This is a genomic window from Paraburkholderia sp. A1BS-2L (genome assembly GCF_051125205.1).
In the GTDB taxonomy this organism is placed as follows: Bacteria; Pseudomonadota; Gammaproteobacteria; order Burkholderiales; family Burkholderiaceae; genus Paraburkholderia.
Map to the genome: position 1 here is coordinate 304,186 of NZ_CP120432.1, position 23,830 is coordinate 328,015.

General features: G+C 57.4%; 21 protein-coding genes and 2 pseudogenes. 7 read left to right on the forward strand and 16 right to left on the reverse strand.

Annotation, left to right across the window (positions count from 1 at the left end):
- Nucleotides 1-131: 131 nt before the first annotated feature.
- Together P5W98_RS35245 and P5W98_RS35250 are read right to left on the reverse strand one after the other, a co-directional pair.
- A complete protein-coding gene (locus P5W98_RS35245) occupies nt 132-1,013 on the reverse strand; it encodes a PaaX family transcriptional regulator (protein ID WP_421028821.1) in 882 nt (293 codons plus the stop codon).
- 327 nt (nt 1,014-1,340) lie between these two features.
- On the reverse strand, nt 1,341-1,649 hold the full coding sequence (locus tag P5W98_RS35250; protein WP_421028822.1) for a Dabb family protein: 309 nt from the start codon (nt 1,647-1,649) through the stop codon (nt 1,341-1,343).
- 649 nt (nt 1,650-2,298) lie between these two features.
- On the opposite strand from P5W98_RS35250, the gene P5W98_RS35255 reads away from it, so the two are divergent.
- The 5 genes and pseudogenes from P5W98_RS35255 to P5W98_RS35275 all read left to right on the forward strand — a co-directional run.
- The gene (locus P5W98_RS35255) at nt 2,299-2,814 is read left to right on the forward strand and encodes a flavin reductase family protein (RefSeq protein ID WP_421028823.1); all 516 of its coding nucleotides are present in this window, start codon (nt 2,299-2,301) and stop codon (nt 2,812-2,814) included.
- Nucleotides 2,815-2,909: 95 nt separating this feature from the next.
- The gene (locus P5W98_RS35260) at nt 2,910-3,956 is read left to right on the forward strand and encodes a peptidase M29 (protein ID WP_421028824.1); all 1,047 of its coding nucleotides are present in this window, start codon (nt 2,910-2,912) and stop codon (nt 3,954-3,956) included.
- Between the two features lie 218 nt (nt 3,957-4,174).
- Nucleotides 4,175-5,401, forward strand: a complete 1,227-nt coding sequence (locus P5W98_RS35265; protein WP_421028825.1) for an acyl-CoA dehydrogenase — start codon at nt 4,175-4,177, stop codon at nt 5,399-5,401.
- A gap of 57 nt (nt 5,402-5,458) precedes the next feature.
- Nucleotides 5,459-6,754, forward strand: coding sequence for a carboxylesterase family protein (locus P5W98_RS35270; RefSeq protein WP_421073412.1), 1,296 nt, complete (start codon nt 5,459-5,461; stop codon nt 6,752-6,754).
- 118 nt (nt 6,755-6,872) lie between these two features.
- Nucleotides 6,873-7,106, forward strand: a pseudogene (locus P5W98_RS35275) (transporter); the annotation flags it as partial.
- Between the two features lie 293 nt (nt 7,107-7,399).
- Here P5W98_RS35275 and P5W98_RS35280 read toward each other — a convergent pair.
- The 7 genes and pseudogenes from P5W98_RS35280 to P5W98_RS35310 form a co-directional block, all read right to left on the reverse strand.
- Entirely contained in the window at nt 7,400-8,398 is a 999-nt protein-coding gene (locus P5W98_RS35280) for an AraC family transcriptional regulator (protein ID WP_421028827.1), read from the reverse strand.
- A 96-nt stretch (nt 8,399-8,494) separates the two neighbouring features.
- Nucleotides 8,495-9,535 (reverse strand): anthranilate 1,2-dioxygenase electron transfer component AntC, encoded by a 1,041-nt coding sequence (gene antC / locus P5W98_RS35285; RefSeq protein ID WP_421028828.1) that lies wholly within the window; start codon nt 9,533-9,535, stop codon nt 8,495-8,497.
- Nucleotides 9,536-9,551: 16 nt separating this feature from the next.
- Entirely contained in the window at nt 9,552-10,043 is a 492-nt protein-coding gene (gene antB, locus P5W98_RS35290) for an anthranilate 1,2-dioxygenase small subunit (protein ID WP_421028829.1), read from the reverse strand.
- 3 nt (nt 10,044-10,046) lie between these two features.
- A pseudogene (gene antA, locus P5W98_RS35295) lies at nt 10,047-11,198 on the reverse strand (anthranilate 1,2-dioxygenase large subunit); the annotation flags it as partial.
- 360 nt (nt 11,199-11,558) lie between these two features.
- On the reverse strand, nt 11,559-12,518 hold the full coding sequence (locus tag P5W98_RS35300) for an IS5 family transposase (protein ID WP_421026637.1): 960 nt from the start codon (nt 12,516-12,518) through the stop codon (nt 11,559-11,561).
- Nucleotides 12,519-12,837: 319 nt separating this feature from the next.
- Nucleotides 12,838-13,926 carry a porin gene (locus P5W98_RS35305; protein ID WP_421042781.1) on the reverse strand — a complete coding sequence of 363 codons (1,089 nt, stop codon included), beginning with the start codon at nt 13,924-13,926 and terminating at the stop codon, nt 12,838-12,840.
- 433 nt (nt 13,927-14,359) lie between these two features.
- Nucleotides 14,360-15,793, reverse strand: coding sequence for a spinster family MFS transporter (locus P5W98_RS35310; RefSeq protein WP_421028831.1), 1,434 nt, complete (start codon nt 15,791-15,793; stop codon nt 14,360-14,362).
- 670 nt (nt 15,794-16,463) lie between these two features.
- Between P5W98_RS35310 and P5W98_RS35315 the strand changes: the two genes are divergently transcribed.
- Nucleotides 16,464-16,907 carry a porin gene (locus P5W98_RS35315; RefSeq protein WP_421029107.1) on the forward strand — a complete coding sequence of 148 codons (444 nt, stop codon included), beginning with the start codon at nt 16,464-16,466 and terminating at the stop codon, nt 16,905-16,907.
- A 257-nt stretch (nt 16,908-17,164) separates the two neighbouring features.
- On the opposite strand, the gene P5W98_RS35320 is transcribed toward P5W98_RS35315, so the two are convergent.
- Nucleotides 17,165-17,344, reverse strand: a complete 180-nt coding sequence (locus P5W98_RS35320) for a hypothetical protein (protein ID WP_421028832.1) — start codon at nt 17,342-17,344, stop codon at nt 17,165-17,167.
- 77 nt (nt 17,345-17,421) lie between these two features.
- Nucleotides 17,422-17,715: a hypothetical protein gene (locus P5W98_RS35325; RefSeq protein ID WP_421028833.1), complete on the reverse strand. Its 294-nt coding sequence runs from the start codon at nt 17,713-17,715 to the stop codon at nt 17,422-17,424.
- Nucleotides 17,716-18,391: 676 nt separating this feature from the next.
- Here P5W98_RS35325 and P5W98_RS35330 point away from each other — a divergent pair.
- Complete coding sequence (locus P5W98_RS35330) at nt 18,392-18,694, forward strand: hypothetical protein (RefSeq protein ID WP_421073411.1); 303 nt, start codon at nt 18,392-18,394, stop codon at nt 18,692-18,694.
- Nucleotides 18,695-18,947: 253 nt separating this feature from the next.
- On the opposite strand, the gene P5W98_RS35335 is transcribed toward P5W98_RS35330, so the two are convergent.
- The 5 genes from P5W98_RS35335 to P5W98_RS35355 all read right to left on the reverse strand — a co-directional run bounded on the left by P5W98_RS35335 (nt 18,948) and on the right by P5W98_RS35355 (nt 23,736).
- A complete protein-coding gene (locus P5W98_RS35335; RefSeq protein ID WP_421028835.1) occupies nt 18,948-19,103 on the reverse strand; it encodes a hypothetical protein in 156 nt (51 codons plus the stop codon).
- A 381-nt stretch (nt 19,104-19,484) separates the two neighbouring features.
- The gene (locus P5W98_RS35340) at nt 19,485-20,534 is read right to left on the reverse strand and encodes a porin (RefSeq protein ID WP_421028836.1); all 1,050 of its coding nucleotides are present in this window, start codon (nt 20,532-20,534) and stop codon (nt 19,485-19,487) included.
- 254 nt (nt 20,535-20,788) lie between these two features.
- On the reverse strand, nt 20,789-21,667 hold the full coding sequence (locus tag P5W98_RS35345) for an IS5 family transposase (RefSeq protein ID WP_421028837.1): 879 nt from the start codon (nt 21,665-21,667) through the stop codon (nt 20,789-20,791).
- A gap of 217 nt (nt 21,668-21,884) precedes the next feature.
- Nucleotides 21,885-22,868, reverse strand: coding sequence for a quaternary amine ABC transporter ATP-binding protein (locus tag P5W98_RS35350; protein ID WP_421028838.1), 984 nt, complete (start codon nt 22,866-22,868; stop codon nt 21,885-21,887).
- A gap of 4 nt (nt 22,869-22,872) precedes the next feature.
- Nucleotides 22,873-23,736: an ABC transporter permease gene (locus P5W98_RS35355; RefSeq protein WP_421028839.1), complete on the reverse strand. Its 864-nt coding sequence runs from the start codon at nt 23,734-23,736 to the stop codon at nt 22,873-22,875.
- Nucleotides 23,737-23,830: the final 94 nt, after the last annotated feature.

Consider the following 23,830-nt stretch of genomic DNA (forward strand, 5'->3'; position numbering starts at 1 on the left):
CCGCGAACGATGCTTTGAGCTCTGTACGCGTCACGCGGACAAGCTTGTCCTCGTCCCTCGGACACAAAAGTTATGCTAGTCGGCCCGGAAACATGCTGCCGAACGGCCTTCTTCCGCGAATCAGTTCGGCATCAAGCGTACTCGCCAATGACCTGGGCGAAATACTGCGCCGACAATGGTTTGAGGACGCGATGCAAATCGGTGAAGACCTTGCGCGCCGCGATCCCGACCCAGTCTGCCGGCAATAGCTCGGGAGGGAGACCCGGATCCAGAAATGGGAGCCTGCGCCAATGCGTTACCATCGCAATATAGAGTTTGAATGCATCGCCCGCGGTTCCAGTACCATCGCGTAGCCAGGACTGCCACTTTATGGACTCAGGCCGATAGGAGTCTACAAATACCTGGTACTCTTCGCGTAACCCCTCCAGATCCCACCATTGCGCCACCTTTTCCTGGAGGTTGCCATGACCGCCAGGCTGACCAACGAATAGTTGAACATAGTTCCAAAGCTGGTGTTCCCGGATATATTCGGCAGCCTCGGCCTGCAAGTGTTCTGGACCGATGTACAATCCGGCGCCCACGGTCCCGAATCCCATCCGGGTGAGCCCAGCGCGGATCTTGTGCCGGTTCTGGCGTTCGCTTTCCGGCACCGAGAACGAAACCAGCAGCCAAGAATCACCGATTCCCATCGAGCGAGGTGAAAAAATCCGCTCGTCGCCTGCTTGCATATGTGGCTCAAGAAGCTCCGATAACGCATATTCGCTGCCCGCCCCGGCTTTCTTGCTGACAAGTACGCCCTTTGTTTTCAACCGGGAAATTGACGAGCGCACACTTGACGGTTCGGAGCCCAGTTCGGCCATAAGGCGGACGACCGCCGCAACGGGAATTGCCTTGCCCGCAGGTCGCGCATACAGTCCGAAAAACGTCAGAAGGTAGCGATGATGTGTAGGCTGTTCATGGCTCCAGTGTTCTCGTCCGGCAATTATTTCGTCAATAGCGACGGAAGCTTTCATCTCGTATCTCAATGCTAATGCAATAGTGCTATCTTAAACGCATCAAGCGCCTCGCTGGCCCACTCCCCCAGGCTCTACCACTGGCCGGCGATCCCAGCGTGCTCCCGAGAAGTCGAAAGCCGGTGCACTCAGCGGAAACCATTAGTCAGTGCTGCGCCCCATGGAAGGGGAAGTCCCTGATTACTTTACAGTCGCCATCTTACATGTCAGTCCGCAGCGGAAGGCTAAACTGCATACCGTAAGCTCTCAAACCTTCCGCGGAGCCACCCACAACGCCTCTTTGGTGCACATGGAGTTCTTGGGCCGGCTGCTGGGGTAAGCAAAATTTCAGAGTCGGCAATGCTGCTCCAAGTCGGTGTCGAGTACGGCAATCTCTTTGATGTAGTAGCCCAACTCCGCCATCATTTTGCTATGAGCGGCACTGGCCCGGTAGGCATCCAGCGCCTGCTTGCTCGAGAATACTGAAACGAGAGCATGCGAGTAACTGGCTGACGTGCGCGACTGGTTGTCAACAAAATCAAAGCGCTCAACGCCGTCGCAGTCGCGAGCCGTGTTCTGAAACCATTTTTCGAATTGCGTCCTGAGTGATGGACTTATCTCCTTGTTGAACGCCATCATAACAATGTGCAAATACACTATTCGATATCCTTAATAAAAAAGCTTCACATCAGGGCGGCAAACGATGTCGGGAATCGCGCACATCGGAATACATCGACGAACAAATTTCGAGGTCCGTGACGTATCTGAACGCAAGTGCTCGATGGCCTGTGGTTCGGAGGCTCCGCTACTATCGTCCGGGAGACGCTATCTCGTTGGATTGTTCGGCGCCAACCATATAGCGTTACGAAAGCTACAGGGAAGGCCCCGACCATCGCTCGATCGGCCCACTTCCCACGCAGTCTCATGCGTTGCACGACCGTCTTTTCCAGCTCCGTGGGATATCGCATCTCGCCCCTGCCTTTGCCCTCACGTCGCCGCTCCCCCGCAAGGCGGGTTTGTGGGGCAACCATCTCGGCGACTCGAGAAGCCTCACTAGACGACGACTATACCACTTTATATACGATAGCAGCATAGTTGCAATATTGAATAAGGGCCGCATCATCAAAAATCAGCCAAGTATCCCCACCTAGCACGCTGTTTAGCGGAGATCATGTAGGTATTTTCCCTATACATATTGCAAATTCTAGACGATCGTAACAAACTAGGCATCCTTGAGGCGGCGCCAGTTGCGGGTACAACGCAGGGCCGTTCATCGAAGTACGCACAAATACACGGAGTGATCGTAATGAACAAACCTGTCGGCCTGGAATCGAAGGTGGTACGTGAAGCCTTCAGCCACTTTCCCTCTGGAGTCGCCGCCATCGCTGCGGAACACAACGGAAAGCCGCACGTCGTTGTCGCTTCCAGTTTTTCGGTAGGGGTTTCGCTTGAGCCTCCCCTTGCCGCCTTCTTCGTTCAAAAGACCTCCTCAACGTGGAGCGTTCTATCGAAAGCCCCCCGTTTGGGCGTCTCAATTCTCGGAGTCGAACATGCTGCCATCTGCAGGCAACTGGCTTCTCACGACAAAGCCACCAGGTTTCAGAACGTCCAAACCGAAGCGACAAGCGAAGGCGCACTCCACATTCTCGGTGCTCCTCTTTGGTTCGATTGCAGCGTCTTTGACGTCCATCCCGCAGGTGACCATTACGCCATTCAGTTGCTGATCCATGACCTGAGTCTGAGGAAAGAAGCAGCCCCTTTGATTTTTCACAGCTCCAGATTCACGCAACTCGCCACCGCCACGCAGCCAGCATGCGCATAAGGTGACGAGAAAGCAGAAAAATTGACGGATCAAATGCAGAGCGTTGCGCCAGATGACGACGCCGGGTATTCAACACTTAAACTGGAGAATTGAGCATGCTTGTTGAGCGTATTGAAGGCAAGTGGATTGCCGATTTCGTCGAGGTATTTGGACTGTGTCAGGTTAAGCCGGGAGAGGTGGCGGCCGTTTTGTCAGAATCGCAGTCGCGTTCGGTATTGGCCGATTTGGCCGAGCTTGCGCTGATTCAGATGGGGGCGAAAGTCTTTCACGTACGCCTGGTTACGCCGCGTTTGCAGGGGACGGTCCCGCTGCGCTCCACGGGCACCTCACTGGCAATCGAGGGGTTGGAACCAGTGATCCAGGCACTTTCCTCAAGCCAGTTCATCGTTGACTGCACAGTGGAAGGGTTGCTGCACTCGGTGGAGCGGGCTGCATTGCTCGCCAACGGCGCCCGGATCATGATGATCAGCGACGAACACCCCGAGATTCTGGAGCGGGTGAAGCCCAGCCCGATGGTTCACGAGAAATGTCAGCTGGGCGCACGCCTAATCACCGAGGCCAGGGCCATGCGCGTTACCTCGGCCGCTGGCACAGATCTGACCGTCGATCTCGCGGGGGTCCAGGGGCGTGGCAGCGCGGGGATTGCTGACCGGCCAGGCAGCTTCGGTTACTGGCCGGCTGGGCTGTGCATCTGCTACCCGAGCAACGGTAGCGTCAACGGCACGCTTGTGCTTGACCGTGGCGATGTCAATCTGACCTTCAAGCGCTACCTGGAAACACCCGTCACGCTGCGCATCGAGAACGACTTCGTGACTGCCATTGAAGGGAAAGGGCTCGATGCGGAATTAATACGCTCTTATTACACCAACTGGACGGAGCGTGATGCCTATGCCGTCAGTCACGTAGGATGGGGCATGGCTCCTGCGGCCCGTTGGGATTCTTTAGTAATGTATGACAAGCGGGACACCAACGGGACTGAACTGCGCGCCTTTGCTGGCAACTTCCTGTTCTCTACCGGAGCTAACCCCGCTGCCGGTCGATTCACCTCTTGCCATTTCGACTTCCCGATGCGCAACTGCACCGTCAGTCTCGACGGAAATGACGTCGTGCATCAGGGCGTTTTGCGGGGCGACCTGGCATAGAAAGTAGATTTCATTTCGGGCGCTCAACTATTGCAGGAATCTCCTGCGTCGCATTTGTCAGCACCACCCAGACTCAAGGAGTTAGGTGATGTTTCAACATCACCGCGTCATTCAGTCCGGCGATGTCAAATATAATCATTAGTAAGTCAATGTAATTTAAAAGCCGGAGTCCGGTTTTTCCTGATTCGTGGTTGCAATTCAATATTATAAGGATCACTATGTCTTCCGCTATCTCAATGGTCGACCGCGTCACCGTTTCTGGCCCGCCCTCGAGCGAGGAAACCGCCAGACTCGTCGCCCGCATTCACGAGATTGGCCCCGTGCTGCGCGAGCAGGCGGCCATCGCCGACCGCAATCGTATGCTCCCGCAGGAATCGGTCGATGCGCTTGACACTACCGGTGTCTGGCGCATCTCAACCCTGAAGCGCTACGGAGGTTACGAGGGAGGCGCTTCGATGTTGCTGGAAGCGGCTAAGGCGGTAAGCTACTACGATCCCGCTGCGGCATGGTGCGTTGTGATCTCCAACGGTTCCGTCATGCTTGCCAACCGGTTTGACGATGAAATGCTCGACGAGGTCTTTGCGAATGGCCCGATCAAGGCCGCGTCGATTTTCGCCCAACCTCAGGGTACGGCCACACCGGATGGCGACGGGTGGCGGATCACTGGAAAGTGGCCCTTCGCCTCCAACAGCAATTATTCGGACTGGGCACTTGGCATCCTCTTCATCAAGGAGAATGAAAAAGCCGAATCTCAGCAGGTGGGCTTCGTTTTGATGCGCCGAGAAGAATTCGAAATCCAGGATACGTGGTTCACCATCGGCATGCGCGGCTCCGGTTCTAATACGATGGTTGCCGAAAACTTGTGGGTTCCGAAGAACCGGGTCATCACTTTCGAACAACTGATGGGCAATGTTCCCGAACAGGATCCTCACGCAACTTTCGGGCGCCGACTCACACCGCATCTGACGATGTCCACAACCATTCAGTCGTCGTCACTGGGGGCTGCGTATGCGGCGCTGGACTATACGACAAACCTCTCGGGCAAACGTGGCATAACCTATACGCACTACAGGAAGCAGGTGGATTCAGGCGCGTTTGTGCAGAATCTTGGTGCGGCCAGCATCAAGATTGACGCAGCACGCTTGTTGCTCGAGCGCGCCGCAGCGGAGATCGATACTGCAGCCTCGGGCAGCGTCCCCATGCCGCTCGAACGACGCGCGCGTCACCGTGCCGGCATCGGGCATGCTGGACACGAACTGGTGGATGCGGTCAATGACTTGTGCTGGCTGCACGGCACCGCAGCTTTCGCCGAAAACAGTTTGCTTGGCCGCATGTGGCGCGACATCAATACGGGAACCCGTCACGCTTCCATCACGGCGCCCATGGGGTACGAACTACATGGCAACGGCATGACTGGGACTGACTATATTTCCACGAAGCTCTAAGCCATGGGACCACGCGACATTCCGGGCGCACCGTCCGAGCAGCTGCTTGTTGATGGCATGCAAGTGCATGCCTGGCATGGACTGCGATACGCGGTAGCCGACTCAAGGTTCGCACCGCCTCGCCCCGCGACGGGAAGAATGATGGCATCGCGGCAGCACGAGGTGCCGATTTTTCCTCAACTGCCCGGCAAGCTATCCGCCGCAATGGGCCATGGGCGCGCCAACACGCAATCCGAGGATGCGTTCTTTTTGAACATCTGGGCGCCACCGGATGGACAAGGGCTGCCCGTCGTCCTCTTCATTCATGGTGGAGCATGGATGACGGGCGGTGGCGCCATGGCGTGGTACGACGGATCACAGCTTGCCGCGCAGGGACTCGTCGTGGTCAACGTCAATTATCGCCTGGGCCCTTTCGGGCACCTCGGCGCGCCGGATGCTCATGCACTGCCCATTCCTGCCGCCGATCTTCTGCTGGCCCTGCAGTGGGTTCTTGGTAACGTCCATGCATTTGGGGGAGATCCCGGAAGGGTCACGCTGATGGGCCAATCGGCCGGCGGCTGGTATGCGCATCTGCTTTCTGTCCTCCCGCAAACGAGGGGGGGGATCCATCGCGTGGCGCTGTTGAGCATGGGCACCCGCACGCCTTGGCTCGCCGAGCGGCAAATCGAAGTGACTCGCAGAGCCAGCCTGCTGGTCGACGGAGACCTGCAAGGCGCACCAGTCGAGAAGCTTCTCGAGGCGGGCATGTCTGCGCTGGTCAGGGAACCGCCAGGGCTGGGCCATGCGTCATCGGCATTTCTTCCAGTCGCCAGTGCCGGCATGCCGGAGAAGATGCTCGATCCGGCATGGGCTGCGCGGGCATGCCATGCCGAGGCAGTGTACATCCGCTGCACGGCAGATGAATCGGCCGCTTTCTTCTTCAACGTGCCTGAGCAGCGCAATGCAACCCAGGCACAAGTGGATGAGGCGCTATCCCAATGGTTACCCGCTGATTTGCCACCCGAGCTCCAAAATAACGGTGCATTCTGTGGCGCATCGTCCGGGCTGTCACCCTATCGGCAACTGGTCGCGGCGTCGTCCTGGCGGCAGTTCCAGCGTTTTCCTGCAGAGTACGCCAGAGCGCTGAAACAACTAGGAAAAAACGTCCAGTTTTCCTCCTTCGAGACCGAGAGCATGCTGGAAGGCTTGCACAGCGGCCACTGTTTCGATCTGCCGTTTCAATTCGGCAATCTGGACGCCTGGGCTGACGCCCCCATGCTTGCGGGATTTAGCGTCGACCGCTTCGATGCTATTTCGCGACCGCTAATTTCAGATATCGCCACGTTTGCTTGTGCTCGCTGCCCTGTGTCTTGAACCTGAAGACCGAGCCGACTCCGAGACCAACGTCGGTGTTCCGATATGCAGGTCTCCTCACACGAGACGGCTTGATCCGAGGGATCGGTGTTAAGCAAGCGCACCGCCTTTGTTTGCCGGGATAAGGACCAGACTCAACGGCTACCGGTTGCACCAGATCACCGACATGAATGTGAATGGCCAGAATGTGTCCGGGCAGCGTGAAGCGGCATGGGTTATAGGAGGGCCGGGGGCAATGTATAGCCTCTCCCAGCAGGACCACCTGATGTTCAATGCCTATTTCGAGGCGGATGCGCGCAACCGGCCCGAGGGAACGCCCTTGGCGCCGCGCTACGTGCATCACTTCCAGTGACACGCGTATCAAGAGATTGCGCCATACCGGGGGCTGGAGTCGAGTCTGCGGATATGGCGCAAGCGGATGCTCATGGAGGTATTCATCAGTTCACCATGCGGTGAACCTCCCCACGCAGCTCAGTGCCATGATGCGCTGATCGTTCGAGGAATCCTGTTCGCAAGTCCTGAGTCCACCTGCACGCCGAGCCGGCGTGCATAGCTTGCCTCAATAAGCGGCACATGTCGTCTCTATGCTCATAGCGTGCCCCCCGCCCGTCCATACTGACTTCGTGCGACTCCTCGTCGAACGATCTAACGTCTCGCCGCACGCCTGAGTGTTTGCGATGGCGTTTCGCCAAAGAGCTGCTTGTAGTCGCTGGAAAAGCGGCCGAGATGCGAGAAGCCCCAGTTCATCGCGATGGAAGAAACATTGCGATCCGAGCAATCCGAAACAATTTCGCGCCGCACCGCTTCGAGCCGGTGCCTCTTCAGATAGGCCATGGGTGCATGCCCGAAATGCTGCCTGAAGCCTTCGAACAACTTGTAGCGCGACACGCCGGCCGCACGCTCGATGTCTTCGAGCGCGATACTTTCACGGGCGTTGTCGTGGATAAACTGTTTCGCGCGCAACAAATAGTGCGGGCACGCTGGACGCATCGCCTCGGCAAGCGCCTGCGAATAGTTGTGCGGCTGGGAGAGCAACAGCCCTTTGATCAGCGCCTGCTCGAGATCTCCCACCATCTGCTGATGATTGAGCAACGGGCCGACCTGCCCCATCTCGGCCAGCAGAAACTTGACCATGCGCCACCACGCGGCCTGATTGCCATCGGCAGCGTTCATTTGCGGCTCGAACGTCAAGGCGGCGTCGAGCGGTCGTTGCAGAAGTCCTTCCAGCACCTGGCGCGCGGCCGGGCTCGGAATCGAAACGATGATCTTGCGGCAATTGCCCATGATCGCAAGGTCCTGCCGCTCGTGCGGCGACAGGACGAGGCCGCTGTCCTGGTCCGACAGCCACAGGCGACCGCGCGCGGCGAGCTCCTGCTGCCCGGTGAGCGGCAGACTCACGCTATAGCAGTTGAGCGGCGCGTCGTTGTGCACGGAGACGGTGACGTCGGTGCCGTATTCGACATAGCCCAACGTGCTCGCCATGGAGCGCATCACTGTTCCCGAATGATGGAACTGCAGTGCCTTCGGGCTGCGCACCTGCAGCGCGTGCGGTCCGCATATCGACGCCATCCAGTCGCGCGCGCCTTCGAGGTCGTGACGCAGCGCGTCGATACCTCGACTATCGTTGACGGCGGGGGTTGGCATGGCGTGTCACTGAGAGATAAACAATTACTCAATGGTAAACCACGCCACGCACGGACAAAATACCGCAACACCCCAAATGCATGCTGCGCCGCAGCCTCACGCGGCTGGCTGCGCGCCGTTGCTGTCCCCAAATTTCTCGTAGTAGAGACGGTGGCCGTCGAGGCGTTCGCTAGCGAGCCACGTTTTGATTGCCTCGACCATCTGCGGCGGTCCGCACAGGTACATGTCGAACAGGCTCGCCTCGAGCGTCGCGCGGTCGAAATGCTCGGGAATGAGCCCCGTCTTGCCCTGCCATGCTTCGGAGGGATTCATCACCACGATATCGCTCGCGAAGTTCGCGATGCGCGCCTCGTAAGACTTCAATCGATCGAGCTCGCACAGATCGCGCGCGTTCGTGACGCCATAGTAAAGGTGAATTTTCTGGCCGCAGCCGCCCTTGTGCGCGAGATCGTCGAGCATGCCCAGGAATGCGGACAGGCCGGTGCCACCCGCGACCATCACCAGGGGCCGCTCTACTTCCCGCAGATAGAACGTGCCGAGTGGCGCCTCGAACTCGATCGTCTGGCCCGGCGCGCAATGCTCGCGCATGTAGTTGCTCATCGCGCCATCGGGCAACAGACGAATCAGAAATTGCAGCTGATTGTCATCCTTGGGCCGGTTGGCGAACGAATATGAACGCCACACATCGGCGCCTGGCACCTTTACGCGGGCATACTGCCCGGGCAGAAAATCGAGCCGTCCCGGATGCGTACTCGCGTCCAGATGCAGGATGGCCGTCGTTTCGGATACCTGCTTCACGGCCGTGACCTGGCCAGTGAGCAACGTGGTGCCGCCCGCGCTGCACAGGCTCGAATCGAAGTCGAAGTAAAACGACGCATCGGATTGCACGCGCGTCTGGCAGGACAGGATTTTGCGCGCGGCGACATCGGCGGCGGAGAGCGTTTCTTCGTCGACATAGTCCTGCGTAAAGCTGCCCGACTCGCAACGTCCCTGGCAGGTCCCACACACGCCCTCGCGACAATCGAGCGGAATGCTCACGCCATTGCGCAGCGCGGCGTCGAGCAGGAGTTCGCCGGAGCGGACGTCAAAAAATACCGTCTTGCCGTCGGCAAAACTGAATGCAACCTTGTGGCTCATTTCGTGGCGCTCCCGCTTACAGATGGTAGAAGTCGAGCACGGCGTTGATCGTGTCGTTCAGCAGGAGCACATGCTTGCGTGCGATCTTCCAGGTGTCGCCGGCTGGACGCAGCTGATAGGTGACGCGTCCGAAGAAGTGTTCGGCCACGCCGTGCCGCGCGTAGAACGTCACCCAGTTGGCCTTCACCTCCAGTTCGCCGTGTTCGCGCTCTGCTATGCGCACATTGGTGATCTGGTGCAGCGTGCGCGGCAGCGGCGTCGAAGCCGCCGACTTGCCCGTACGCAGGCGGAACACACGATCTTCCAGTCCCGTGCGGTTCGCGTAGTAGATGAGCGACATGCCGCGCTTCGGGTCGGTCGTGTACACGTGCTCGGAGTCCCATTGGGGCACGTGCAATTCGCTGTTTTCGTCGAAGAGATCGAGATACTCGTCCCAGCTTTGCGCGTCGCAAAGCTCGGCCTTGCGATAGAGAAACTGCTCGACCGATTGCTGCAAGGTGACCGGCATGATTCACCCCTCCTTCGTGATGTTCGACTGCTGTGCGAGACCGTTCGCGAGGAAGGTCTGCCACGCACCGTGCTGGTTGACGTAAAGCCCCTCGTGGGTCAGCTCCGTGCCGCACAGCACGGGGTCGATCCCGAGCAGGCGCGTATTCGCCGTCTCGCCCGCCACCCATTTGTGATGACCGCGCGAGATATCGCTCCAGCGTTCGAGGCGTGCCTGGAAGCCGCGCTGCTGTTCGCGGAACTCCACGAGATCGTCCGGCGTGCCCATTCCCGATACATTGAAGAAGTCTTCGAATTGCCGAATGCGGCTCTCGCGGTCCTGGTCCGATTCGCCCTTCACGCCGATGCACTGGCTGATGACCTCCGTCTTGTTCCAGGCGACCGGACGCACGATGCGCAACTGGGAGCTGATCTGGTCCATGAAAAAGAGGCTCGGATAGACGTTCAGGTTGCGCAGGCGGTGCATCATCCACTCGGCTTTCTTCTGGCCGTATGCCTCGACGAGACGCGGCATGACGCTCGCATAGCCGGGACGCACGCTGGGGTTCGGCATGTCACTGAACAGGACGCTATGGCCATTCCTGAACGCAAACCAGCCATCGTCGGTCTCCGCGTCGCCCGCACCTAGCTTGCTGTAGTCGAGCGTGCCGTTCGCCGCGCCGCCGTTCTGCGCGTTCGCTTCTTGCCGGCGCTGCACTGTGGCGACGTAGTTGTAGTGCACGGTGCTCACGTGATAGCCGTCGAGGCCATTCTCGTTCTGCAGCTTCCAGTTACCTTCGTAGGTGTAGGCGGACTTGCCGGGCAGCACTTCGAGCTCGCCCGTGGGCGACTGCGCGACCATCATGTCGAGGAAGATGCGCGCGTCGCCGAGACAGTCCTCGAGCGTGTCAGTCGCCTCGACATCGAGGCTGATGAACACGAAGCCCTTGTAGCTTGCAATGCGGGCCTTCTTGAGGCCGCGCGTGGACTTGTCGAAGTCGTCGCAGTACTCGCCGGGCGCCTTGACCTTCACGAGACGTCCGTCGCTCTTGTAGCACCACGCATGGAACGGACAGGTGAAAGTCGACTGATTGCCCTTGCCCATGCGCGTGAGGGTCGCGCCGCGATGCTGGCAGGCGTTGATCATCGCGTTGAGCTCGCCGTTGCCGTCGCGCGTCCGGAAGTGACGCCCATTCCCTCGTATATCGGGTTTATGCCCGTCAGGAACCAGGTGTGCAGCGTACTATGCCTTCAGCTTCAATCTCGCCTCGCTTCGCTAACAGAAAACGATCGCCAAGAAGGCTCAGATCCATCTCACGTACCGCGAACGCGCGACCTACATCACACAGCCTCATGAAGCTCGCGCAACTCAGCGGCTACTGCCCGCGAGCTAGCGATCCCCGCCTGGCAGCAAAGGCATCTGGCAAGGAATGCATCAATTGATCAACCCCGAGCTTGGTTATTGGCTCCGACCGTTCAGAGGGGCGTTGTTGCGTAAATCAGGCGTAGAGACGACATGATCTGTGTGCTCTCAATCTCAGGCGATACGGACGGACTGCGGGCGAGCGAGGGCTACCATGCGATTGAGTACACCCGCACGGATTGATACCTCGGTGGCTTGCGAGCCCGTCGCGCGCGCCCACAGACAGGAGCCCGTGAGTACCTTGAGCCGGTACATCAAGGTCTCGGCGAGCGATCGCCGGTGGTAGCCGCTCGCCTGCTTCCATTCGCGCCTGCTGCTTCCTTCGATAGCGGCAATAGCTGCATTGCGCCAGGTGGCGCCGGGCGTGCGGTCTGGCCACGGCTTCGCTCCCTCGCGCGGCGGAATCGACGGGCTGGCGCCACGCGCGGCGATCTGCGCGTGACAAGGCTTGGTGTCGTAAGCGCCATCGCCTGCGATGGTATCGATCATTACATCAGCCGGAATCTGGTCGAGCAGATCGGGCAACACTTCGCCATCGCCTTCGTCCTGATGGGTCATCAGCGCGGCGCAGATCTGGCCTGTGTTCGCATCCATCGCGAGGTGCACCTTGCGCCAGGTGCGACGCTTGGACCAGCCATGCTTGCGCACCTTCCACTCGCCTTCGCCGTAAACCTTCAGCCCGGTGCTGTCGATCACGAGGTGCATGGGCTCATGGGGACGTTGCGCCGGCAGCGCGACCTTGAGGGTCTGGGCGCGACGGCTCAAGGTCGTGTAGTTGGGTACCGGCAAGCTCGGAAAGGCGAGCTTGCGCAAGCTCTGGGCGAAGCCTTGCAGTGCGCGCAGCGGCAGATGAAAGACTTGCTTGAGACTGAGCAGCATCTGGATCGCTGCATCGCTGTAGACACGCGGTCGGCCGTGCCTGGTCGGGCCAGCCTCGGGTACCTGCGTCAGTACGCCTTCATCAATCCACATGGTTACATCGCCTCTTGCGATCAAGCCCGCGTTGTAATCCCGCCAGTTCCTGACGCGGTACACCCCTTTGGGTTCGCTGGCCTTGCGTTCGTCCTTGCGCATCTTCTCGGGGAAAAAATCGAGAATCTACGCAGCTCGATGCGAAGTTAACATCCTGGTCAACCCGAGCGTTGCACGTAAACGTCAGTCCACCTGGAAGCGCCCCAATTTCTGCAACAACGCCGTTCAGAGGCCGAGAAAATCGCTGCGCTCATCTGCGCGTCGCAGCGATCCAAGCGATCTTCCGATTCTCACGGATCGTCACGCCTTGCCGGCCTAAGCAGAGCCGGCAAGGGGCAACGCACACTGAATTCACTTTGGCGCCTTAGTTATTTACCCTCCCGCAGTGCGTCTTAGTTCGTCTATTCATCATTTACATCGCTCAAAACCGCTGCTGCAATCCCGCCATTACACCGACTTGGTTCGTGCCACGACTAACTGCTCCTCCTGCGGCAACTGGATTCGCGGCACGCGCACTATTGAATACGTAACCAATTGATGTGTAGACAGTGGTTCGTTTTGATAAGAGATAGTTAATACGGCCAACGAGCAACGTTGAGTTCGCATCCGCGTCGGCACCTTCACCGCGTTGCAGGTAACGCACTCCCTGAGCGTCGAAAATCAGGAATGGCGTAACTGAATACGTTCCACCTGCAAAGAAAATATCAGATTGAAGATGACTAGCGCCTGCCGTATTTCTTCTGACCCACCCAACACCAATTTTGGCGGAACCAAGTTTGAGATAGCCGTCAACAATATTGTGTGTATCCGTGTAGCTCGGATTATTCAACGGTGCCGACGCACCAATGCCTCCGCGGGACACGTCAAACGACGCAGCAACTCCGAATCGGGTCGAATCGTATGCGATCATTGCCGTGTATTGCCTGCACGCGACCATGTCACCAGGAACTTGGCCAGCACAATTGGTGGCCGAGGGGCCGGCAGGCCCCGCAGCATCACGGCCAAAGCTGTACGTGCCGCCGAGCGTCAGTCCTCGGAATGTTCCCATATAACCAATGGCGTTGTCACTTCGGGCGTTCGGGATATAAGGATCAAAATTACCCAACGAATGAATAGACGGTCCTATCACGTCAGCATTGTTCAAGGCATACATGGTCATATTCAACTGGCGGCCAAACGTGAGTGACCCAAACGTACTACTCACGCCAACATTCGCCTGGCGACCAAAAAAACGTCCGCCGTAGTTCAACGCGCCGGTAGCCGGCTGGAAACCATTTTCCAGCACGAAGAAGGTCTTGTAGCCCCCGCCCAGATCTTCGGTTCCCCTCATGCCCCAGCGCGATGGAAGTTCACCCGTTATGGTCGGCATTCCAACCGACGAGCCCCCCGACAAAGCGTTGTTGTAATAAGACACGCCTGTGTCAATAATGCCATACAGCGTTGTGCTGCTCTGTGCGAACACTGACCCCGTAACCGCGAAAAGAAGTGTCGCGCTCATTTTCTTTAACATCGCCTCTCTCCAAACGATAAATAACTTATTTTTCTAGATTGATTTTAAAAACCATCCTATAACAACGATTCAGACTTCCGCGAAATACCCCGCTCGATCGCCTTCCAAGCAAGAAAGCATTACCTGGATCGTTCCTTCACTACATAGCAGAACGAGTTTCCCACATACACATTTCTTGCATGGAATTCGACGTTGCAGATCCAACTCCATCACCACCTCCGTATCGATTCGTCATCCGAAGTAGTTTCTTCGAAATAATCTGATTGACTCAGATGATTTCAGGGGGCGCGGACGAATTTATCGTGTGGTGACAAATCTTACTTCAGCGCAGGTTTCACCATTGAACAATTAGATCCGGACCGATTGAGTCCAAGATAAGTTATTCGCGCATGTTTGTTGTCTGTCGGCTAGACCGGGCGACGAAGCTGGAAGTTTACAGAGGTCCGTTTGAGTCAATGGCGACAGTGTCGTCGGCATCAAGCTGTCCGCGACTCGGTTCACCTGGACGATCTGCTGTGGCGTTCATGCGTATTGCTTCTCGTTGCATACTTGCGCGAAACTGCTTACATCCCAAGATGAGCAAGATTGCCGCAAGACTGGCGCCACAAGCATTTACGACCGTCATAGAGTTTCCGACCGCAAGCGGTGACCCGAACACTTTGTCAGTAACGAGTGCAACAAGGGTCATCCCGAGACCAAGGCCAATGAGGTTGGAAACAAGCAAAAACATCGCCGAGATCTGAGCCCGCATTTGGTTCGGGGAGAGGGTCTGCATAGCGGCCACTGAGGTAGCGAGCGGAAATGAGGCGAAGAACATGGCAACGACCAGCCACGCCAGAGATGCGATAAGGCCCGAGGTCTGCGCAAACGCCACAGATGGCACGAGCATGCAGACAGCGCCGATAGAGGCTGCGCGCATTGGCGCGTCGGCGTATCCGCACCGCAGAAGCCAGTCGCTCAGCCAACCACCGCAGAATACTCCGGCCGTATTGGAGATAAGCATCACAGTCCCCAGTGCGTAGCCCGCCTCGACCGGGGTGAGGCCGAAGCGTCGAATATAGAACGCGGGACTCCAGTTCATGAGGCAATAAAGAGTCATTGCGTAAAACGAAAATCCCATGAAATGGCAAAGGAAAGTGCGTCGATGCAATGCGATAAAGCGCAAAGCGTCCGCCGTCGAAACCCGCTTGATCTGGCCTTCATCATCGCGGGCAAGTTCCTGTCGAGCAGGGTCGCGAACGGTGAGCTTGACAATCAAGGCGATCAGCAGACCGGGCAATCCGACCATGAAAAACGTGACCTGCCACGGCCGAACGTCGCCAATAAGAGGTAGCGAGACGACACTGGTATGTTTCAGTAGCGCAATCACATAAGCTCCCACAAGAAACGCTGCCCCCCCACCAATGAATGAACCGAGTGAATAGACGCCCACGGCGCGTCCAAGCTTCGACTTAGGAAACATATCGGCGAGCATCGAATAGGTCCCGGGCGACAGTGCTGCTTCTCCAACGCCCACACTCATTCGAGAAATGAACATATGGACGAAGTTCTGACTTAGACCACATGCGGCAGTCGCCAGACTCCATAGCGCGACGCCAGACGCAATGATGCGGGGGCGCGCGAAGCGATCAGCAAGATATGCGAGTGGCATCCCCATCACCGCGTAGAAGAGTGAAAAGGCGAAGCCGTACAAAAGGCTAAACTGGGTATCGGTAAGATCTAAATCACGTTTTATTGGCTCAATCATGAGTGCGAGAACCTGCCGATCCACGAAAGAAAAAATGTACGCCAACATGCAGATGCACACAACGTACCACTCGTAGGTGTAGCGTTTCTCCTTCGAGGGCCCCTCAACTCTTACGTTCATCTCATGCTCCGGTATGAATCTGCTCAACCTTCAGCGACGAGAATTCGCCGAAGCGCAGATGTCTCGTTACAAAAAAGATCTCTCTAAAGCTGGCACGTTTCGCGGCCGAACATCTACATTCCAGTTGATTCGTATCAGCCGTTGAAGAGGTGGCCAGCACCGCGCGCGGATGGCTCGACCTGCGAAAGAGTCGAAGAAGTGACGGCAATCGCGAGCGGCCTACGTTTCTAGCTATGAAGACGTTGACGGCACTCTAGTGATATCTCCCTCCCCCTTGCGAGGCAAAGCGCGGGCCAATAATATGTCGAATTGTCGTCGATCGCAATCCAGGTGCAATACGGATATCAAGCTTGACCGCAATGACATCGTGGAATTGCGCGCAAAGAATTGGGGTATGTACCTACGAGACGATCATTTCTTGACCGTCGATCCCTCCTCGATGTATTGCCATGCGATTGCGATCAGAACTGTTATGAGCTATTGTCGAGTCAGCCTCGGGCCCCGGCGGGTGGTGCTTCACGAGCCTGCCAAACGCGACGTCGCAGACTTGGACGGCGGGATGAGTAGAACTGCTAGATTCTGAGGCGGGAGGAATGCCCATTTGATCTTCGAGTCAGTCACTCTGGGGAGAGTGACAGTGGCCGGGTGCCAAGACCATCTGGGCAGTGCCGTGGCGCTCGGCCCGGGCTTCTTCAACGGATCGCGACTGGGCCTGTTCGGCACCGAAGACCTAGGTGGCGGCATGTCCGCGATATTTCGCATCGAGGCGGACTTCAATCCGACAACGAGGGTCTCGCTGCAAGGCAATCGAGAGTTCGGACGACAGGCGTACGTGGGTATCAAAAGCGGATACGGGCAAGTGACGCTTGGCCGGCAGTACAGCATTCCGTTCGAAACGCTGCTGCCATACGACACCATCGGTTGGGCCAATTCCCCGCGTCCGATGTCTGGGTTCAGTTGCTCACGGGCTCGCGCCTGGATAACGCCACGATGCATCCGGCGGCCGCCCCCTCTGCGAGAAAAGCGCAGGCCGCCCTCCATACGGCGAAAACAGACTCGTTATGCGCTGAGAGAAAACCTTCGCGCAGTGGTACTCCTCGGGCATGCCGGTTAGCCATCCTTTCGTTTCAGAGGTACGACAGTGCCGCGCGAGTCATAAACCCCTCAGTCCCCACGAAAATGACGAACTGATCGGCCGGATTTTCGACCGTCGGGACGCTTAAAGCGCTGATGCAGAAATCGCGATTCCTTGACATCGGGAAATCTATGCCTCAGATTTTTCAGACGGCAAGAGATCAGGGCGCATCCAGGAAGACTTTGCGAATGGATCGGCTGTATGCGCGGCCCCCTGGCATGCTGGATATAGCCATGTCAAACGATGCGGTCACGCTGGGTACCGGGGAGTTTCGGGCTCTGATTGCCGCGCCCGCCGAATGCGATGTTCTGCGCCGCGAATTGCGGCTTGTCACTGCGGAGCGAGATCTGAGTAAAAAAGGTATCGTCATGATCGAAGCGCCCGGAACTAGCCCCAACAAGAGCTGCGGCGAGCATTCCTTGCCTGTCTGCCGGCTTTCGGAGCCAACCAGCCACCCGAATGACGGTTCTGCTGCATGGGTAAGTGACAGCAGCTATTTCTTGAGTGTGTGCGTATCCCCCACTGCGGGGAAAAACGCGTTCCACACCGCTCGTACGCCTTGTGCGGCGGCCGCCTGCGCGTCCATGTGCTCGCTGTCGGCGGAGTCACCCGGATCCGCACTCAGACCACGCCAGTGCGTGAACATAAGCACAGGCTGCTCCGTCCAATGTCCGTCGATAAACCGGGAGAATGCCGTATCTCCGGTCGTGAGCCTGACTTCGTACCAGCCCTCCCGGGCCGGCGCATAGTCGTCCGATGGGAACCATCCTGTCGTATCGATTTCCATTTGTGCCCCAGATTCGAAGCCATTACACATGCGTGACAGCACGCCGCGTACCTGCCTCCTCTTGAGACACGCAGCATGCTGTGGCCGCGAATACCATCATGGTGGAGCCTCGCGGACTGTGTACTCACCGGCATGATGAGAAACATGCAATCCGCGATGATCCCCCTCCTCTCGCGCAACTCCCCTAATGTTGTCTCTGATTGCCAAGACTCCACGCGTCGCGAGATTCGCAGTGGTCAGCATTGTGACCCGGGCGCTAACCTTAAGCTTGCGCATAGGCTGTTGAAGATGCATTTCGCAGAACCACACGCGGGCGCTATGATTGGCCAATCATAGTCCGAAGGGAAAGGGAGTTCATCGCAAAGTTGAGCTTGCGTATAGATTTCCGGTCGATCGCGGCCACCCTGATAGCGTTCGTGGCATCGCTGTGGATCAATCGGGAGGGGTTTGCGCATACCTCGTTTGTCCGAGGCATCAACTGGATATTCCTTCCATCCGGCGTACGGCTATTGAGCACGCTGCTGGTTGGTGTCGATGGTTTCCTTCTTGCTGCTTGCCGGTCTGGTAACGGATTCTTTACTGGTTCCCGCATGACCCTGTGAGTGCGATTGCTGGCGCAATACTTGGGTCAGCGGCTCCGTATCTGGTGTACAGGTTCGCGAGAGAATATTGCGGCTTGCGCGCATCGTTGACGAATCTCATACCGCCCCGACTTCTTGTGCTCGCCGTTGCGTATTCAGTCGCGAATCCGCTGTTGCATCACCTGTGGTTTGCGTTGACCGGTGCGACGGGGCATTTCTTCGAAAGCCTGTTCAGCATGTTTGTGCGCGACCTCACCGGCACGCTAATCATGCTGTATGCGATGAAGGGATTGCTGGCTTTGCTCCCGAAGCGGCCTGGCGATTCCCGCCTCACGAACGGGATGTTCAGCATTCACGTTGCACTAACGAATGCATATAACAATCAGGCCGCACGCTAGAGTTATGAAGGGGTTGCGATGAGGCGCAATCGCACCCCGCCTCGTGGAGTTATGTCCGATTGTTGACCTCCCTCATCTCGACGTGGTGCTGCATCCAGGCTGAAATGTCGCGATTCCCGACGACCGCTAGGCGCTCCCAATGCTGGGCGGCCGGCCCAGGCTCCCGCACTTCGAGAGCCGTTGATCCCGCAAAGGTGAGAACCTTCGACGGCCCTGTTCGAGCCCTGACGGGTCGTGCACCCCATATCTGCCGTCAAGCCAGGCGGTTGTTATAGGCGAGATCGAGCGCCAGCCGGATCCTGAACATGCCGTCGGTCATGCGTGAGGACTGGCTTGGATGTCTGGGCAGCAGGGCAAGCGTGCCCTTCACGATATAGAGGAGAATCAGCGCGCCCAGGAGATCGCCCACAAACATCGTCGAGAAGCCAACCAGTTTTCAGATTGAAGAGATTGTGCAGATCCGCATCGGCCTTCGGGAAAGGATGCACATTCTCCCGACGAGCGATCACGCACGACGCCTCCACCAGCCTGGCGCGCTCCAGCCAGTCACACTATGCGCCGTTCGAGCTCAACCACATTTGTGCAGATTCAATCATGCTGAGTCACCCTGCGCACTACTACGCCTCGTTTCGCCAGAGCCATCCGGCAAATTGCGTTCGAACAGTACTCGACCTCGGCAACGAGAACGTTGTCACCGCTGAAAAAGCACATGGCACGGGTCTTCTTTCAATGCAAGAAAGCCCCGCGCCAGTGTAGCTTCTTCAGGCCCACGACAGCCAGTCTGCCCCCCTTAGAACTTGTGCCGGAGCCCGATGCGTACAGCCGTCTGTACGTTGGTGCCGGAGGGTGCACCCAATGCGGCCTCTGCTTGCGCACTAAAACCGTGGTCATGTGCCAAAGTGCCGACTAGATAGACGTCCGTGCGTTTCGAGAGGAAGTAGTCTGCACTGAGTATCAGTTGGTTTGCGCTGCCAACGTCATTGTTACGTATTTGATATTGCAGCCCCCCGCCGAGCGACAGCGCAGGCGTCAGTTGGTAGGTGGCTCCGCCTTCGAATGTCGTCGCGCGAGGCCTGTCACCGCTCGATAGCTGTACATCCGTGACATAGCCGAACAAGCGCGCCTTGCCAATGTTATAGGCTGCACCTGCTGCGTATTCGGCTGAGTTATCCGAAGGTGTCACGTTATGAATCGACATATAGGACAGCGCTGCGCTGAACGGTCCGTTGGCATAGCCCACATAGAAGTTACTAGCGCTATTCTGGCCCATCGAACCTGCAACATTGCCGAATCCATACATTGCACCAAACGTAAAGCCTCCGATAACAGGAGACTCATATTTGACCGCGTTATTGACAAGATCACCCCACACCCGGTTATCAAGGGCATATCCTCCCGATGCATAGGTCGGAAGGCTCCAGCCCAGCAGACCGGCAGGTGTATTGGCGGCAATCGCGTACGCAGGGAAATAGTAACCGATGAAATCATACTGACGCCCGAGCGTGACGGTACCCCAGTTTCCCGCCAAGCCAACGAACGATTGCAGGCCGAATTCTGCCCCCCCTGCCAGGAGCGAGCCCGTACCGACGTCAAACTCACTTTCCAGAGTGAAAATCGCCTTCATTCCTCCGCCGAGATCTTCGACACCGCGCATCCCCCATCGACTTGATTGGGCGACTCCAGACTGGAATTGAACGGCGGCTCCCTTGCCCGACGAAGAATCGACTCGATTGGTATAAGTAACGCCGGCGTCAATCAAGCCGTACAGTGTGACAGACGATTGCGCCCATGCAGACCCGCAGCTCAGCGCGGATAGTACTGCAAACACTATCTTTTTCATTATGTACTCCTACTTTATAAAAATAGTAAAAACAGAAGATTTACAGCAAGAGCCGTCATCCACTCATATCTTTCCAGAAAAGGCGAAATCTAAAATTAGTTATGGAAGGTCTGCATAACCCTTTTTTCGGAGCGCCGACCTTTTGCTTCTTGCGCGGGTGTAAGCGTTGAGAATTTGTTCGGATGTTGATCGCGCGACTTTGCGTCGTGCCACGCGACACTCGCTGAGACTCGGAGCTTCCAACTTCAGGTGTTTCAGGTTTTCCGCAGAGCTTGGCGCGCCATCCACAGATTGCCCAGAGCGAACAGCGTCATGATCTGGGCGGTGTTCTTCATCAAGCCACGATACCGGGTCTTTGTGTAGCCAAACTGCCGCTTGAGACGAACACGTAGGTCCAGTTGTCTGCGCCTGCCTAGTCTCATCGCGACATGCCAGCGCACTGCGTCAGCCTCGCAACGCTTCTCGATACCCTGATATCCGGCGTCAGCGTACACATCCGTTTCATCGCCGTGCAGCAACGCTTCGGCTGCATTGATGTCGTGAACGTTGGCCGCCGTGCCGATCACCGTGTGAACCAGGCCCGACTCCGTGTCCACGCCAATATGCGCTTTCATCCCGAAGTACCATTGATTGCCCTTCTTCGTCTGGTGCATTTCCGGGTCACGTGTACCGGAGTCGTTCTTCGTCGAACTGGGGGCCGAAATCAAGGTGGCATCGACCACTGACCCAGTTTTTAGCATCAAGCCTTTCTCCACCAGGATTGCGTTGACCAGCGTGAGCATTTGCGCTGCCAGTCCGTGAGTTTCCAGCAGGTGGCGGAACCGAAGAATCGTGCTCTCGTCCGGCAAGCGCGTCATGCCGCTGTCGAGCCCGGCGAAATCGCGATACAGCTGTACGTCATATAGCGCTTCTTCCATCGCAGGGTCCGACAGACCGAACCACTGCTGCATAATATGAATCTGCAGCATTGTCGCAATCGGGAACGGCGGTTGTCCGGTTTTACCGGCGGGATAGTGTGGCTCGATTAGCGCAATCAGCCTTGACCACGGCACCACGCGCCGCATCTCATCGAGAAATTCCCGTTTGCGCGTACGTTTCGTTGACAGATCCAGACCAAGACCCAATTGCGTCATCAAGACTCTCCTCAACTAACCTTCCTCATCCCAGGATAGTTCACCCGGGCGTGAACGTCAGGACTTTTGCAGACCTTCCTTAGGTGCGGTCTCATTGTGCAAGCGGAGATTAGTTGACCCCGACGATGCTAAGACGCCTGCCACGCACAGATCGATCCGAACAATAGCGAGTGCTCCAATTTGTCACCAGTTGACCATTCCCCTCTATTGGCCACGCTCATTGAGTCGACCGTCGACCGATGGCATGGCAGGATTGTCCGCGTGCTTCGACAAAACGCCGTACGTAGTCGTTTGCCGGGGCATTGCAGATTTCCTCCGGGGTTCCTGTCTGGATAACGACGCCATCTTTCATGATCGCGATCCTGGAACCGATCTTCATCGCTTCGTCCAGATCATGCGTGATGAACACAATGGTCCGTCGCAGGTCCGCCTGCATCTCCAGCAAAATGTCCTGCATTTCGCCACGAATCAATGGATCGAGCGCACTGAATGCCTCGTCCATCAGAAGCACATCAGGTTCGGATACGAGCGCCCTGGCGAGTCCGACGCGCTGCCTCATACCACCCGACAGTTCGTCTGGATATTTTCGCTCATATCCTTTGAGTCCGAGCCGACCGTTAATCCATTCTCGCGCCACACTGTCGGACTCCGCTTTTTCGTCGCCGCGGATCCAGCGTCCGAACACCACATTTTCGAGCACCGTCTTGTGCGGAAGTAGCGCGAAACTCTGAAATACCATGCCAATGTGATATCTGCGCATCTCTCGCAAAGCGCGCGAGCCAAGACGCAAAACATCAGTGCCACGGAACAGCAGTTCCCCCGAATCGGGTTCGATGAGCCGATTGAAATGACGCACGAGCGTAGACTTTCCGGAACCCGACAGCCCCATGATTACGAAAATTTCGCCTTCGCGAATCGACAGCGAAACGTCACGCACGGCAACATTGGATCCGGTCTGCTGCAGAATCTCATCTTTGGGCATACCAGCACGCGCCAGCGCGATCGCTTCCCCAATGCGGCCGCGGTGAGGACTGAAGACTTTGTACAGGTGGCGCAACTCGAGAATAGGCACATCCGCTCCGCTGTCAACAGCACTACGGGCCCCATCCGTCTCGACGCGAACGTCCTCCCGCACGTCAGTGGCGCTGCGCGAATCCGCTTCGAGCGACGAACTCATATTGCAAAGGGTATAAGGTGTCATCTGATCATTTCCGAACTTGACGGCGCGCACGCTGGCCCACGCCGAAAGACTGGGTGATGCGATCGAACACAACGGCAAGAATGACGATTGCGGCACCGGCCAGGATACCTTGCCCCATGTCGAGGTTGTTGATGCCGGACAGCACGTCCTCGCCCAGGCCACGGGCACCGATCATCGAGGCGATGACGACCATTGCGAGCGACATCATCACGGCCTGATTTACACCCGTCATGATCGATGGCATTGCAAGCGGAAGTTCTACCGCGATGAGCTGCTGCCATGACGTCGCCCCGAAGGAACGCGATGCCTCAACAACGTCTTCCGGTACCTGACGCAAGCCCAGATCGGTAAGTCGCACAAGTGGAGGGAGGGCGTAAATCATCGTTGCAAAGATCGCCGGCACGCGGCCCAGACCAAATAACATCACGACCGGGATCAGGTACACGAACGACGGCAACGTCTGCATCATGTCTAGCACCGGATTGAATACGCGCGCGAGCAGTGCGCTGCGAGAAATTGCAATCCCGAACGGAATGCCGATGATTGTCGTCAGGATCAGTGCCGCCAACATGATCGCGCATGTCGCCATCAACTTGTCCCATAGACCGAGGCAACCAATCACGTAGGTCAGTGCCATCAACAGAACCGCGAGGCCGATCCGGCGGGCACCCAGCCACGCCATTACGCCAATGACAGCGATGACCACAAAGGGGGGGCATGCCCTGAGTATCGCCTCCACCGGATTGAGTGCGTACGTCAGCAGTACCGCGCTCACATGATGAAACACGTCACCATACCGCGCGACGACGCCGGTAAAAAATCGATTGATCGTATCGCCCAGATCGAGCGTATAAAAGATGCCGTTCACTCCATTTCCCTTCTCTGTCAGGCTCCGCCCGCGGACGGATATCCGGCAGGCCGGCGTGCGTGCTTCACAACGACCGTCCGTGAGCCGGATCGAA

Excerpts from the sequence above, each read along its gene's own strand:
- P5W98_RS35245 (WP_421028821.1), bottom strand. The coding sequence starts at position 1,013 with ATGAAAGCTTCCGTCGCTATTGACGAAATAATTGCCGGACGAGAACAC.
- P5W98_RS35255 (WP_421028823.1), top strand. The coding sequence starts at position 2,299 with ATGAACAAACCTGTCGGCCTGGAATCGAAGGTGGTACGTGAAGCCTTC.
- P5W98_RS35260 (WP_421028824.1), top strand. The coding sequence starts at position 2,910 with ATGCTTGTTGAGCGTATTGAAGGCAAGTGGATTGCCGATTTCGTCGAG.
- P5W98_RS35265 (WP_421028825.1), top strand. The coding sequence starts at position 4,175 with ATGTCTTCCGCTATCTCAATGGTCGACCGCGTCACCGTTTCTGGCCCG.
- P5W98_RS35270 (WP_421073412.1), top strand. The coding sequence starts at position 5,459 with ATGCAAGTGCATGCCTGGCATGGACTGCGATACGCGGTAGCCGACTCA.
- P5W98_RS35280 (WP_421028827.1), bottom strand. The coding sequence starts at position 8,398 with ATGCCAACCCCCGCCGTCAACGATAGTCGAGGTATCGACGCGCTGCGT.
- antC (WP_421028828.1), bottom strand. The coding sequence starts at position 9,535 with ATGAGCCACAAGGTTGCATTCAGTTTTGCCGACGGCAAGACGGTATTT.
- antB (WP_421028829.1), bottom strand. The coding sequence starts at position 10,043 with ATGCCGGTCACCTTGCAGCAATCGGTCGAGCAGTTTCTCTATCGCAAG.
- P5W98_RS35300 (WP_421026637.1), bottom strand. The coding sequence starts at position 12,518 with ATGCGCAAGGACGAACGCAAGGCCAGCGAACCCAAAGGGGTGTACCGC.
- P5W98_RS35305 (WP_421042781.1), bottom strand. The coding sequence starts at position 13,926 with ATGTTAAAGAAAATGAGCGCGACACTTCTTTTCGCGGTTACGGGGTCA.
- P5W98_RS35310 (WP_421028831.1), bottom strand. The coding sequence starts at position 15,793 with ATGAACGTAAGAGTTGAGGGGCCCTCGAAGGAGAAACGCTACACCTAC.
- P5W98_RS35320 (WP_421028832.1), bottom strand. The coding sequence starts at position 17,344 with ATGCTCGCCGCAGCTCTTGTTGGGGCTAGTTCCGGGCGCTTCGATCAT.
- P5W98_RS35325 (WP_421028833.1), bottom strand. The coding sequence starts at position 17,715 with ATGGAAATCGATACGACAGGATGGTTCCCATCGGACGACTATGCGCCG.
- P5W98_RS35340 (WP_421028836.1), bottom strand. The coding sequence starts at position 20,534 with ATGAAAAAGATAGTGTTTGCAGTACTATCCGCGCTGAGCTGCGGGTCT.
- P5W98_RS35345 (WP_421028837.1), bottom strand. The coding sequence starts at position 21,667 with ATGACGCAATTGGGTCTTGGTCTGGATCTGTCAACGAAACGTACGCGC.
- P5W98_RS35350 (WP_421028838.1), bottom strand. The coding sequence starts at position 22,868 with ATGACACCTTATACCCTTTGCAATATGAGTTCGTCGCTCGAAGCGGAT.